The organism is Longimicrobium sp. (genome assembly GCF_048594345.1).
Classification (GTDB): Bacteria; Gemmatimonadota; Gemmatimonadetes; order Longimicrobiales; family Longimicrobiaceae; genus Longimicrobium.
Genome location: NZ_JBMDXM010000035.1, coordinates 1 through 13,059, shown reverse-complemented (window position 1 = coordinate 13,059; position 13,059 = coordinate 1). Strand labels below are relative to the sequence as shown.

The window sequence follows — 13,059 nt, the reverse complement described above, 5'->3', positions numbered from 1 at the left end:
ACACCATGCAAGAGGCGGGATGCGGCGCGTACCAGCACTGGGTGAGGGGCGCGGCAGGTGCCGGTTGCGTGGGTGGTGGATGGCTGGACCTTTCCGCGGCACCCTCATTCCGCGCACGAAAGTCTTGGATTGCGCCCTGCCCCGCCGCAGCTTTCACGGAGCCGGCGCGCCGGTCGCGCCGGATCTGAACAGCACGCTTTGTCAGCGGAGAAACCATCATGGCACGCAAGGGAATCGTCGGGCTGGCGCAGTGGGTGTTCGCCAATGCGGACCGGGTGCTGCGGCTGCTGCAGGGGCTTGTGGAGCGGCTTCCGGAGATCGGGGGGACAATGGAAAAGGCGGGGGCCGCGCTGGTTTCCGCGGGCGCTGCGCTGGGCGGCAAGGACGCGGCGGGCGGCGCCAAGGGAGAGGTGGAGCGCATCCGCGCCCTGCTGGAGCGCTACGAAACCGCGCTGGACGAGGCGGCGGCCGACCTGCGCTCCGCCAGCGCGTCGCTGGGCGCCATCAAGATCCCCTCGCTCTCCGCCGGTGAACGCAACGTGCCGCTTCCCGCGCGGCTGGGATCCATCAACATCCCCTCCGTCATCTTTTCCGACCAGACGCCGCTGCAGGGCGTTGCCGACATCATCAACCGGCAGATCACGCACCTGGAAGCGCTGGGGCAGCCGCTGCGGGGCGCGCGCGACGGCATCGGCAACCTGGGCGAGATGCTGGGTGGCACCGCGGCGGAACTGGGCGACGTAGGCCGCCTGCTGCAGACCAGCGGGAGCGAGCTGAAAGCACTGGCGGGGTGAGGGAGTGCGAGAGTGCCGGAGTGCGAGAGTGCGGGAGTGCGGGAGTGCGGGAGTGCGGGAGTGCGGGAGTGCGGGAGTGCGGGAGTGCGGGAGTGCGGGAGCGATTATGAGATAAGCGCGGGTGTGGGAGGGCCACGCGGTACGAGCGGTTTCGGCGATGGCGCCGGGACCGCTCGTCTGCGTTCGGGGCTTGGGAAAAATGTGGGATTGGGGTTGCGGGATCGCAGGATATTTTTAGAATCAGCGCCCTGTGTGCTACATCCTGCAGTTGCAGTATTCTGGAAAGAAGCCAACCGCCTCATCCCCACACCGCCACAACCGAGACGCACGATGGACGCAACGGATGCCGCCGAGCTGATCAGCGAGATCCGCGAAGAACGCGCGGAGCACCAGGCAGACGACAAGTTCCGCGACCGCGCGGCCATGCTCATCGCCCTCTTTGCCATGCTGCTGGCCGTCGGCAGCCTGGGCGGCGGCAACGTGGCCGAGGACATGATCCACAACAACATCAAAGCCAGCGACACCTGGGCGTTCTACCAGGCCAAGAACGTGCGCCAGACGCAGTACCGCATCGCCGTGGACCAGATGGAAGCCCAGCTTGCCGCCGACGCCGGGCTGCCCCCGCAGGTGCGCGCCGACATGCAGAAGACGGTCGACGACTACAAGGCCACCATCGCCCGCTACGACGACGAGCCCGACCCCGCCGCCCCCGCCGACACCCTGCGCGGCGAGGGCAAAAAGCAGCTGAGTGCCCAGGCCCGCAGCTACGAGGTGCTGCGCGAGCGCGCCAGCGCGCAGGACAGCAACTTCGACTACAGCGAGGTGGCGTTTCAGCTGGCCATCGTGCTGGGCTCCGTGGCCATTCTGGCCCTGTCGCACAGGGTCCTGTACATCTCCATCGGCCTGGGCGTGGTTGGCGCGGTGCTGATGATCAACGGCTTTCTGCTGATGTTTCCCCTGCCGTTCTGATCCGCGGATCCGGGATCGCGCCCACGTCCCGGTCCGGCCGCTCCGGGTGGAGGCGCGGAGAAAACGGAGCGCCGCGGAGAAAAGATCGAAATTTCTCCGCGACGTTCGTTTCCTGCTCCGCGTACTCCGCGTTGAAGGGGCTTCGAACCGCTCGTCCGCCTTCACCAGCCGCTCATCCCAGAATGATTGCGTTTGCGGACGGGGAGCGTAGGTTGGAGGAATGCCGGGCATCTCCGGCCTCCTCACGCGACAAACCACGGAGAAGCAATGCGCGGAATCATTGTCATGGCGTCACTGCTGGTCGCGGCCGTGCCGGCGGCGGCGCAGCACAACCACGGCGGACAGCAGCCGGCGGCGGGCCAGCACCAGCACGGAGCACAGCCGGCCGCCGGGCACGGCGACCACGCCGCGCCGCACGCCACCGGCATTCCCGAAGGCTGGCAGGCGCGGCTTGACCGGCCGGGAAGCACCGACGGCATCCACTTCATGCAGATGGATGGCCGGCTGCACGCCATCCTGGGGCCCGCCGGCATCTTCTACCAGCCGACGGCCACCGCCTCCGGCGCGTTCAGGGTGCAGGGCACGTTCACGCTCAACAAGCCGTCCGCGCACCCCGAGGCGTTCGGCCTGCTCCTGGGCGGGCGCAACCTGGACGCCGAGAACCAGGACTACCTGTACTTTCTGGTTCGCCAGGACGGCAAGTTCCTGGTCAAGCACCGCGCCGGCGACGAGACGCACACGGTGATCGACTGGACGGAGCACGCCGCCGTGCAGCGCCCCGGCGCCAACGGCAAGGCCGTCAACGCGCTGGCGGTGGAATCCAGCGCGACCGGCGTGCGCTTTCTGGTCAACGGCACCGAGGTGGGCGCCCTGCCCCGCGGCGTGAACACCGCCGGCGTCGTGGGCCTGCGGCTGAACCACAACATCGACGTCATCATCGACGACTTTGCGGTGGTGCCGGCGGGAAGCTGAACGACAGGATCCGAGTACCCAGGTTCAAGGTTCAAGCAACCTCTCCTGATGCGCCGCACACTTCGGCCGCTCGCCTTTCCCGGCGAGCGGCCGAAGTCATTTGTCCCGCTCAGGTTATCCATCTCCGCTTTCCGGCACCGTCTCTGGAGGACGTTGGTTACCATTTCTCTCAGTTCGTTGTGCAATCAAGGAGCAACGGAAAAGCATCACGCGGAGCCGCGGAGGAACTGATGAGGCGCGGAGGCGTCTTGGGCGTTCCCTCCGCGCCTCCGCGTGAAAGTCGTTCCCTTCACCGCACATCGAATCCGGGAGATGAAATAGACACTGGGCAGTTGATCCAGCCGCTCCCGTTCCGTTGATTTCGGGATTGTTTCGGGTTAGATTACAGGGTGTACGACCACCCTGATCTCAAGGGGTCCCGAATGCAGCAGCTGGTACAGCTCCGCGGACGCGGCGCGCCGCAGAACCCCAGAAACCGCTTTGTCGACGCGGAGTACGTCGCGGACGGCGACTGGCTGGACGCGCACGGCGACGACGAGCCGGATCCGCGCACCGAGTTCCTGCGCGACCACACGCGGGGGATCATCTCGCGCAACGACAGCCCCGACATCCCGTTCGAAACGAGCGTGAACCCGTACCGCGGGTGCGAGCACGGCTGCATCTACTGCTTTGCGCGCCCCACGCACGAGTACCTGGGATTTTCTGCCGGGCTGGACTTTGAGACGCGCATCATGGTCAAGCACGAAGCGCCGGAGCTGCTGCGCCGCGAGCTGGCCTCGCCACGCTGGACGCCGCAGCCGATCGCCATGTCGGGGGTGACGGATCCGTACCAGCCGGTGGAGCGCAGGCTGGAGATCACCCGGCGCTGCCTGGAGGTGCTGGCGGAGTTCCAGAACCCGGTGGCCATGGTCACCAAGAACCACCTGGTCACGCGCGACATCGACCTGCTGGGCGAACTGGCGGCGCAGCAGGCGGCGGTGGTGAACATCTCCATCACCACGCTCAACGAAAAGCTGCAGCGGGTAATGGAGCCCCGTGCTTCCACGCCCGCCCGCCGGCTGGAGGCGGTGCGCAAGCTGTCGCAGGCGGGGATCCCCGTGAGGGTGCTGGCGGCGCCGGTGGTGCCCGGGCTTACCGACCACGAGATGCCGGCGATCCTGGCGGCCGCGGCTGACGCGGGCGCCTTGGCCGCGTCGTACATCCCCCTGCGGCTGCCGCACGGGCTAAAGGGATTGTTCGAGGACTGGCTGCAGACCCACTTTCCCGACCGCAAGGACAAGGTCCTGAACCGCATCCGCGAGATGCGCGGCGGCAAGCTGTACGACAGCGAGTGGAGCACCCGCATGCGCGGCGAAGGGGTGTTCGCGGACCAGTACGAGGTCCTGTTCGGCGCCGCCTGTCGTAAACACGGGCTGGTGCGCACCTTCCCCGCGCTGTCCACCGCCGCATTCCGCCGCCCCCACGACCCGCGCGGCCAGATGGGGCTCTTCGACTAGCCCCCTCACCCGGCTCGTTCCTCGCCTGCCCTCTCCCACAAACTGCGTGGGAGAGGGGATACACGTCGCACAATCCTGCGTTGCGTCTCCGGACGGGCCGGCGCAGGCCCCCTCCGGGCGAGCACCACTCGCCCACCTTCCCCGGAACTGCCGGGGGAGGTTGGGTTGGGGCTGAGATCGAGGTGCTTCGGACGGGAGGGTGTGGGATGGTGGGCCGCCCCCTCCCCGACCCTCCCCCACAAACTGCGTCGGAGAGGGAGAGGTGAGGCAGCAATCGCGGCACGATGACGTTTTCTCGCGGACGGCTATCCAGGCGCGCAGGCCCCCGCCGACCTCGAGCAGGTGAAGCCCCGTTGGGCGAGTGCTACGAGCCGAGACGGGGCTTATCGCGTTCCCAGCAGCGGGTTTACCCGCTCATCCCCCGCTCACCCCACCGCGCCGCCCCGCCACAAACGAGAAGCCCCCGCGCGAATCGCTCGCGCGGGGGCTTCGTCATCACCCGTTCACCCGTTCACCCGTTCACCCGTTCACCCGTTCACCCGTTCACCCGTTGGCCTGGCCGCTCCAGCCGTAGGTCCGGCTGGACGCACCCTCGCACACCGTCTTCACGCCGCCGTACAGCCAGTACGGCATCTCGTCCTTGCAGGTGTAGGGGGCCAGCGTAACGGTGCCCTCGTCGAACGAGGTCAGCGGCACGGTGCCGCTCACCGGGATGCTGCCCACCAGGTCCCGCACGGTGATGTTGAAGCTGACGGCGCTGCCCAGGGGGCGCATCTGCCCGCCGCCGTTGTACGTCTCGTCGACGTTGTTCCAGCTGAACGTGGTCTCCACCCCCGCGATGGCGTCCCACTGGCGGTGGAAGGCGCGCGAGTGGTAGGTCACCGTGCCGGCGAAGCGGGTGTAGCCGAACGCGGTGGTGCCGGTGGCACCCGAGCCCGAGCTGCACAGGTAGAAGTGCGAGCCGTCAGCCGGGGACAGCTGGTCCACGCACGACTGGCCGCTCAGGTTGGGCACGGCCACCAGGCCGGTCCACTGCGCCGAGTGCCACACGCCCGCGTCGGACGCCACCTCGATGGACACGGTGGCCAGCGGGAAGGACGCGGCGCGGGCAAGGGTGCCCGTCATGGCGAAGTTCTGGGTGCGCGTGGCCTCACCGTTGTTCTGGTGGAACTCGCGGTCGGAGCCGTCCGGGTTCCACCAGGTCTCGTCGTACAGCCGCTCCTCGGCCACCGTGCGGTCCATTACCGACGCCGAGAACGAAGGCGTGGGGTTGGGATCCTGCGCGACCACCTCGCCCGAATCCGACGGCGGATCGGTGACGAAGGTCTGGTCGCCGGGGCCGGCGATCAGCCGCATCTCCACGTCGTGCGATCCGCCGGTGCGGAAGGTGTGCGTAAAGGCGCAGGTCACCACGTCGCCCGCGTCCACCCAGATGTGGTCGATGCGGTCCACCTCGACCCCGTCCACCACCAGCACGCACGAGGTGTAGGCGCCCACCTGCCCGTTGGTCTCGCGAACGGTGCCCGTGATGACGGTGGGCACGCCCGTGACCACCTGGGCCGGCGGGTCGATGGTCACGCCCAGCGCGGCGCCCAGCTTCACGGTTTCCGTGACCTCCACGACGTCCGTGCGGTTGCGGTCGATGCCGCGCACGTTGGCCTGCACGTCGATGCGCGTGCCGGCCGGCAGCCCCGGAAGCAGAAACTCGTACGAGCCGCCGCTGGTGGGCCGCTGAAAGTTCTGCGTCCACAGCTTGGTGCCGTCGGGGAGGTACGCCTTGAGCTGCACCTTGGCCAGCTCGCCCGGCGCCGCGGCCGGGTTGTCGACGCTGCCCGTGGTCACCAGCAGGCGCGTAACGCCGTCGGCGCCGCGAATGGCGCGCGCGGCCAGGCGGGCGCTGCCCGAACGGCCGGTGGCGTGCGGCAGGCCGCTGTCGCGGTACTTGCCGGTGTGCAGGTTGGACGGGACCGTCGGAAGGGATGGCAGCGGGGACTTCTTGAACGCCGCGTCGTCGGACGCGGAGGGAGAAGTCATGCCATCGGTGCACGCGGTGGCGGCGAGGAGCGCGCCCACGGCGGCGATGCGGGCGGCGAGCCCGCGGGTGAGGGAGAGACGAACCATGACCAGCCTTTGGGAAGAGCGATGGTTTGCTCTCCTTCGGCGGCCGGGCTGTCTCCGGGGAGACCCCTAGCTTTGCGGACCGGCCTCGCGACCGGGGTGCCGTTTCGGGATTACAGGAGGAACCCTGCGTAGGGTGCGTGACACACCCCGATGTAGCAGAGTGCGCTTAATATAACGCACCCGTTACCATGCACAAGGGTTTCATCCGCCGCGCCGCGGTACTGGACACGCCGTGCGGGCACCCCCGCTATCCTGAAATCACGATTGCACTTACGAAAACCGTGCCGCGCCGTCCATTGCCACGACGCAGGGCTCGTCTTGGCGCAATCGGCGGGTCAGATGGCCGACCCGACGAACGCGGCGGCGGCGCAGGTCGCGATGACGGCGGCGGCGGTCAGCATCTGGCGAAGCTGCGCGGCGACGGTGCTGCGGCGGGCGTATTCACGACGGCTCATCGGGTTTTCTCCTCTCAGAGGGTGTTATGCACTTTGTTTACTTGATGTTACATTTACCTTCATGTCCAGCCGTAAGCCATATCCGAGCGACGTCAGCGACGAGGAATGGGCCTTCGTCGCGCCTTACCTTGCCCTCATCAGGGTAACTTCGCCTCAGCGCGAACACTCTCTACGAGAGGTGTTCAACGGCTTGCGCTGGGCGGTCCGAACAGGAGCTGCGTGGCGCTACATCCCCCATGATTTACCACCTTGGGCGGCGGTTTACCAGCAGACGCAGCGCTGGATTCGGGCACGAGTGTTCGACCAGATCGTCAACGATTTGCGCGAACTTCTCCGGGTCCTCCAAGCACGGACGCCGCAACCCACCGCAGCCGTGTTCGACGCGAGGACGCTGCGCTCCACGTGGGAGAGCGGGGCCCGAGCGGGGAACGATCCGAACAAGAAGAAGCGCGGATCCAAGGTACACATCTCCGTGGATACGCTTGGCAATCTGCTTGGCTTGGTGGTCACCTCCGCCAAGGAGCAGGATCGAGATGCGGTCGCTGCGGTGGCCCGCGCCACTCAGGAAGCAACCGGCCAAAGCGTCGTCACCGCGTTCGTGGATGGTGCGTACCGTGGTCCGGTTGCACATGATGCGGCCCAGGAGCACGGCATTCGACTCGAGGTCGTGATGCTGCCCGAGACGTGCAAAGGCTTTGTGCTTCTGCCCAAGCGCTGGGTCGTCGAGCGGAGCTTTGGCTGGCTCAGCCGCTTTCGTCGTCTGGCCAGGGACTATGAACGATTGTCCAAGACTCTGGAAGGCATGCATTACATTGCGTTCGCATGCCTGATGCTCTCTAAAGCAAGCAAGCTCTTGGAGATCGGTTCATAACACCCTCTCAGGGCGGAAGCATCCACGTTGCACCCTGGCTATGGCGAGGAGCGTTCCCGACTGCATGTCAGATGCAAGTCTCAACAGGATAGTCGTTTAGCCGATTGTGCGCCGGATCGCCTATGCGAAGCAACTGTTCGGATTCCGGACGGGAGCAGGCGCTGGATAACGTACAATCCAGGCGTGGCGCGAGATTTCGGCCCGCTGTCCGAAATCCGAACGAAAAATGCAGGATGCAGGGTTCGGACGGGAGGTTGGGATCGATCCGAGTCCTTCAAAAGGAAACCCGTCCGCGAGATGGGAGAGCGCTGAGCATGTCACGAGCAGCCCGCGGATAGATTACTGAGTCGGCGCATCCTTAGAAATGACTCGTCGGGGGCAGCGGTCACGCACCGCGAGACTTACGTCCCGCACTTTACGCAGCGAAACACCCTCACACCCTCACACCCTGACACCCTCACACCCTCACACCCTCACACCCGCTCACCCGTTCACCCGTTCAGCCGATCGACGATCACCAGCTTCTGCCCGATCTTCGCCGCCAGGCCGGTGGTCAGCGCCTCCACCTCGTCCACGGCGGCCAGCACGACGGGGTCGTCCAGCGTCTGCGCGTAGAGCGCGGCCAGCTTGCTGTTGAGCGCCAGCATCTCGCTGCAGTAGTCCAGGTACCGCGAAAGCTCCCAGCGCGTGAACCTGCGGCGCGGTGACGAGGGGGTATCTTCAGAGACGGTGTCGGATCCGGTGTACCGCTCGGGGTCCTTGGTGAGCTGGTGCATGTCGACGATGTGGGCCAGCGCGCGGAGGTCGCGAAGGGCGCCCAGCGCCTTGCGCCGCTTGATGCGGCTTTCGGTGGTGGCAAGGAAAAGGATGGCGGCGCCCAGGAAGATCATCTCGTTGATAGCCGCCTCGACCGCCTGGATAGCCTCCACCACGTGCAGCCCGCCCGGCTGCAGGTTCAGCTGCAGCGCAATCCCCGCCACCAGCACCACAAGCAGCACGATGACCACCCCCACCGCCACGCGCACCCACAGGATGGGCCGCTGCACCCATTCTACCCGCGCCAGCGTGGTTCGCGCGATCACCAGCTGCTGGCGCGCCACCCGTCCCAGCCCGCTGCCGGGAAACCGCTCCTCGATGCGGTCGCACAGTACCTGGGTGGTTTCGATGATGCGCGATGGCAGCAGCAGCGGCGCGTCCGGAAGCGCCGGGTGCGAATCCAGGGCAGAGGCGGGGGAAAAGGCGTCGGGCATCGCTCGATGAACGTGGATTCAGAACGGTCGTACCCGGCAAGAATAGGCGCCCGCAGCCACCCGGGGCAACGGCGGCGCGGATGATGAAGAGCGGCCTGTGATCGTCATCCATCCACCAGACCATGGAGAGCCCGATGAACCACGACCGAAAGCACGACCTGAACGCCAAGGAAGCCGCCGGAGTGTCGGCGGAGGACCATTCCGGCGAGCGAAAGCCCAATCTTTCGGCAAAGAGCCTGGCGGCGCGCGGCGAGGCCCCGGACGGCAGCGAGGACGGCGTGGCGCGGACGGACGCGCAGGCGGACACCTCCGCCGAGGCGTGACAGCGAAGCGGAAAGCCGACGCTGGTAAACGGTTGATGGAACCATGCTTGCAAACGCGCGCCCCAACGGGGACGGCGCAACGTGTGACTTGGGGAGGGGCGGAGCATGAAGATGACGGGGATGATGGGGCTGCTGAAGGACACGTTCAAGGACTTTTCCGATGACGAGTGCCCGGTGCGGGCGGCGGCGCTCTCGTACTACATCGTGTTCTCGCTGCCGCCGCTGCTGATCCTGATCCTGCTGATCGCCAGCGCCGTGTTCGACCCCGCCGAGGTGCAGCGGGCGCTCGCCACGCAGATGGGCGGCTTCATGGGGCCCGAGGGGGCGCAGGAGATCGGCAACATCATGCAGGAGGCCGAGCGTCCCGGCGGCAAGGGGCTCAAGGCCGTGCTGGGCATCGCGGCGATCGTCTTTGGCGCCACGGGATCGTTCCTGCAGCTGCAGAGCGCGCTGAACCGTGCCTGGGAGGTGGAGCCGGACCCCAAGCAGGGCGGCATCAAGAACATGATCACCAAGCGCATCCTGTCGCTGGGGATGATCCTGGGGGTGGCGTTCCTGCTGCTGGTGTCGCTGGCGCTGAGCGCGGCGCTTTCCGCGGTGGGCGGGATGATCGGGCGGCTGATCCCCGGCGGTTCGGAGGTGGTGGCGCACATCATCAACTTCGTGCTGAGCTTTGTGGTGATCACGGGGCTGTTCGCCGCCATCTACAAGGTGCTGCCGGACGCCAGGATCAGCTGGAACGACGTGCGGGTGGGCGCGGTGGTGACGGCGCTGCTGTTCACCATCGGCAAGTTCCTGCTGGGGCTGTACCTGGGGCGCAGCAACCCGGGCGAGGCCTTCGGGGCGGCGGGGTCGCTGGCGCTGCTGCTGGTGTGGATCTACTACTCGTCCATGATCGTGCTGTTTGGCGCGGAGTTCACGCAGGCGTGGGCCATCCGCAACGGCGCCGGCATCGTCCCCAAGGAGGGCGCGCGCCGGATGAACGACGAGATCGGCGATCCCACGAAGTCCCCGCTCCCCGCGCCGCAGCCGCTGCCGGGGAACCGGGGGAAGAAGAAGTAGACTTTGATGCGCCGCGGCCTGGATCACGTTGCGTCCGCGGCGCCCCCTCCGCTCGCCTGGGCTCGCACCTCCCCCCAAAACCCTGGGGGAGGTTCGTGTCGCTTCTGGGACTGAGGCGCTTCGGAAGGAATCAAGTTGCGTCGGTCGGCGGCCCTCACCCGCTCGCTTAGGCTCGCACCCTCTCCCGCACGCGGGAGAGGGTATAAACTTCGCGAAAACCTGCTGCGCGTCTCGTTACCGGCCCGGCGGACCGGCGTGGCGGATGCGCCAGCACCGTGGTGTCGGCGGCTTGTGCATGGTGAAGTGCCCGTCGCCGCTGTTCCGCGGTTGACGCCGCGCGTAGTTTGCGGGACTTTCCGACGTTGCCGCGGCGGCTGCTGCCGCTCCTGCGCGAGTCGCGGCAACGATCCTGCGAAGGTGGCATCGACCGCACCATCGCCCCCAGCCAGCTTCATGGCGCGAGAAACCGTCTTCACCCCCTCATCACACACACCCGCGGCGCCGCTCCATCCGGTGCGCCGCCGGCCAGCGCGCGTTCAGCGGCGCCGCCGCGCGGCCGCGGTTGCGGGCGTGGTCGCGGGGCTGGTGGCGGCGGGGATGAGCGCGCTGCCGCGCCCCGGGATCCCCAGGCCGGACTGGGAGACGGGCAGCACGGAGCAGGGGCCGGTCGCGGACGGCGCGGTCGCGACCCGGTACGTGGGATCGCCGCTGCACCGCGTGCTGATGGGCGAAGGGTACCGCGACGTGTGGGCGGCACCGATCCGCGCGCCGGTGCTGAACCTGGCCTGGTTCCAGCCGTTGAAGGCGGGTGGCGGGCGGCAGACGCGTTCGCTGGAGCTGCGGGGGGCGGACGGCCGCGAATACCGGTTCCGCTCGCTGGACAAGGACCAGGCAAAGGCGCTCTCCCCCCTGCCCCGCCTGGTGATGGGCCGCATTCGCCAGGACCAGGTGAGCGCGCTACATCCCGGCGCCTCGCTGGTTGCCGCCGGGCTGCAGGACGCCGCCGGCGTGATGAACGCCTCGGCCCGGCTGGTGGCCATGCCCGCGCCGGCGAGCCTGGGCCAGTTCGGGGCGGACTACGCGGGGCTCCCCGGGACGATCCAGGAGTATCCGCGGGCGGGCTTCCGGGGGGTGGACCGGGTGGTCTCCACCGATTCGCTGTGGGCGGAGCTGCGCCGCCGGCCGGGAGACCGCGTCAACGTGGAGGCGTACCTGCGGGCGCGGCTGATGGACGTGTACATGGGTGACTGGGACCGGCATGAGGGCCAGCTGCGGTGGGCGCGGATGGCTCGCGGGGGGGCGGCGTCCTGGATCGTCATCCCCCGCGACCGCGACTACGCGTTCTCGGACTACGGCGGCGTGATCCCGGGGCTGGCGCGCCGGGTGGATCCCAAGATCGTGCGGTTCGATACGGCGTACCGTGACCTTCAAGGCTTGCTGGTCAAGTCGCGCAAGCTGGATCTGCGCCTGCTCTGCAGCGTTCCCCAGGCCACGTGGGATTCCACCGCCGCGGACCTGACGGTCCTTCTGGGTGACGACGCCATCGCCGGCGCCGTGTTCCGGATGCCGCAGGAATGGGTCCGGCGGTCTGCCGCGCTCGAAGGTACCCTCCGCGCCCGCCGCGACCGCCTTCCCGCCGTCGCACGCCGCTTTCGCCAGCACCTGCACGCTGGCGGCGGCTGCGCGAAATAGACGCGAGCGATCCCACACGAACAACAGCGGAAAGGTACGGAGGGACAGACCCAAACCAGAGAACCAGAGGACAATCATCATCCTCCGTATCTCTCGCTGTTCTCTGTTCCTCTGTACCTTCGCCGTGTTCGTCCTTCCGGACTTCCGGATTCAGGGTAAAAGAGAGTACGCGGAGGGGAGCCCCATCCGCGTACTCTCGCTTTCGGCTTCACGTACTCCGCGTTCAGGAACCGCCGTTCACGAACGCCGCGAGCGTCAGTGGCTGCGCACCGATTTGGCGACCAGGCCCAGGCCGCCGGCCAGCAGCGCCAGCATCATGATGGTGTTGAACAGGCTGGTGGGCTGAAAGTAGATGCTCATGTTGGCGATGATCCCGGCCAGGATGACCACCGCGCCCACGATCACCAGCATCCATCCAAAGAACGACCGGCCGTTGAAGAAGATCATCCCAATCCCCAGCAGCAACGGGATAAGGGTGAGGCCGAACGAGTTCTGTCCCCAGAAGTTCCAGAAACCGGTCGTCACCGTGACGCGCGAGGTGAGCAGGTACGCGCCGGCGCACGCCAGCGCCACGCCGATCACGAACTCCAGGATGCCGCCGGGGGTGCCGCCCGCGCCGCGAGCCGTGCTGCTGTCTTCCACGGGTGAACTCCTGACAGGGAGGGAATCGGTTGGTGGGCCGCCGCACCAATGTCCGCCGGCCCGCCGCGCCGCGCAAGCGTGGGAGCGTAACTGCTTTCCCCGCCACGTCTTCCGCAGGTCGTGGGATGCTGATACGGACGCCGCGCCGCAAGGTTTCGGCGGGCGGAGTTCAACTTTCCCTCATTGAGGTGAACGGGTGAACGGGTGAACGGGTGAACGGGTGAACGGGTGAACGGGTGAACGGGTGAAGGGGCGGGTTCGTCGTGACTCGCGGGGCCCTCTCCCCCGCCGACTTCGCCGCTCGTTCCTCGCGGCTCGCGGCGACCCCTCCCCCAACCCCGGGGGAGGGGTGGTGCTTCCTCAGCAATTGTCTGTACGAACAACCCCTCCCCCGCAGTTTGGGGGAGGGGTC

11 protein-coding genes and 1 riboswitch are annotated in these 13,059 nt (G+C 67.5%); of the genes, 8 read left to right on the top strand and 3 right to left on the bottom strand.

Going from position 1 to position 13,059, the window contains the following annotated elements; all coding sequences use genetic code 11:
- The first annotated feature begins 218 nt into the window (after window positions 1-218).
- From ACOJUJ_RS03470 to ACOJUJ_RS03455, 4 genes are all read left to right on the top strand, one after another.
- Window positions 219-794 (top strand): hypothetical protein, encoded by a 576-nt coding sequence (locus ACOJUJ_RS03470; protein ID WP_420125452.1) that lies wholly within the window; start codon window positions 219-221, stop codon window positions 792-794.
- 330 nt (window positions 795-1,124) lie between these two features.
- Window positions 1,125-1,763, top strand: a complete 639-nt coding sequence (locus ACOJUJ_RS03465) for a DUF4337 domain-containing protein (protein ID WP_420125451.1) — start codon at window positions 1,125-1,127, stop codon at window positions 1,761-1,763.
- 267 nt (window positions 1,764-2,030) lie between these two features.
- Window positions 2,031-2,735 (top strand): hypothetical protein, encoded by a 705-nt coding sequence (locus ACOJUJ_RS03460; RefSeq protein ID WP_420125450.1) that lies wholly within the window; start codon window positions 2,031-2,033, stop codon window positions 2,733-2,735.
- 422 nt (window positions 2,736-3,157) lie between these two features.
- Window positions 3,158-4,231 (top strand): PA0069 family radical SAM protein, encoded by a 1,074-nt coding sequence (locus ACOJUJ_RS03455; protein ID WP_420125449.1) that lies wholly within the window; start codon window positions 3,158-3,160, stop codon window positions 4,229-4,231.
- Between the two features lie 543 nt (window positions 4,232-4,774).
- On the opposite strand, the gene ACOJUJ_RS03450 is transcribed toward ACOJUJ_RS03455, so the two are convergent.
- Window positions 4,775-6,352, bottom strand: coding sequence for a hypothetical protein (locus tag ACOJUJ_RS03450; protein WP_420125448.1), 1,578 nt, complete (start codon window positions 6,350-6,352; stop codon window positions 4,775-4,777).
- A gap of 35 nt (window positions 6,353-6,387) precedes the next feature.
- Window positions 6,388-6,463: riboswitch (cyclic di-GMP riboswitch) on the bottom strand.
- Between the two features lie 405 nt (window positions 6,464-6,868).
- Between ACOJUJ_RS03450 and ACOJUJ_RS03445 the strand changes: the two genes are divergently transcribed.
- Window positions 6,869-7,678, top strand: a complete 810-nt coding sequence (locus ACOJUJ_RS03445; protein ID WP_420125447.1) for an IS5 family transposase — start codon at window positions 6,869-6,871, stop codon at window positions 7,676-7,678.
- 491 nt (window positions 7,679-8,169) lie between these two features.
- On the opposite strand, the gene ACOJUJ_RS03440 is transcribed toward ACOJUJ_RS03445, so the two are convergent.
- Window positions 8,170-8,928, bottom strand: coding sequence for a hypothetical protein (locus ACOJUJ_RS03440; protein ID WP_420125446.1), 759 nt, complete (start codon window positions 8,926-8,928; stop codon window positions 8,170-8,172).
- A 134-nt stretch (window positions 8,929-9,062) separates the two neighbouring features.
- On the opposite strand from ACOJUJ_RS03440, the gene ACOJUJ_RS03435 reads away from it, so the two are divergent.
- The 3 genes from ACOJUJ_RS03435 to ACOJUJ_RS03425 all read left to right on the top strand — a co-directional run bounded on the left by ACOJUJ_RS03435 (window position 9,063) and on the right by ACOJUJ_RS03425 (window position 12,005).
- On the top strand, window positions 9,063-9,251 hold the full coding sequence (locus ACOJUJ_RS03435; RefSeq protein ID WP_420125445.1) for a hypothetical protein: 189 nt from the start codon (window positions 9,063-9,065) through the stop codon (window positions 9,249-9,251).
- Between the two features lie 105 nt (window positions 9,252-9,356).
- The gene (locus ACOJUJ_RS03430) at window positions 9,357-10,313 is read left to right on the top strand and encodes a YihY/virulence factor BrkB family protein (RefSeq protein WP_420125444.1); all 957 of its coding nucleotides are present in this window, start codon (window positions 9,357-9,359) and stop codon (window positions 10,311-10,313) included.
- A gap of 513 nt (window positions 10,314-10,826) precedes the next feature.
- On the top strand, window positions 10,827-12,005 hold the full coding sequence (locus ACOJUJ_RS03425; RefSeq protein ID WP_420125443.1) for a hypothetical protein: 1,179 nt from the start codon (window positions 10,827-10,829) through the stop codon (window positions 12,003-12,005).
- 255 nt (window positions 12,006-12,260) lie between these two features.
- Here ACOJUJ_RS03425 and ACOJUJ_RS03420 read toward each other — a convergent pair whose 3' ends face one another.
- Window positions 12,261-12,647, bottom strand: coding sequence for a hypothetical protein (locus tag ACOJUJ_RS03420; protein WP_420125442.1), 387 nt, complete (start codon window positions 12,645-12,647; stop codon window positions 12,261-12,263).
- Between the last annotated feature and the right edge of the window lie 412 nt (window positions 12,648-13,059).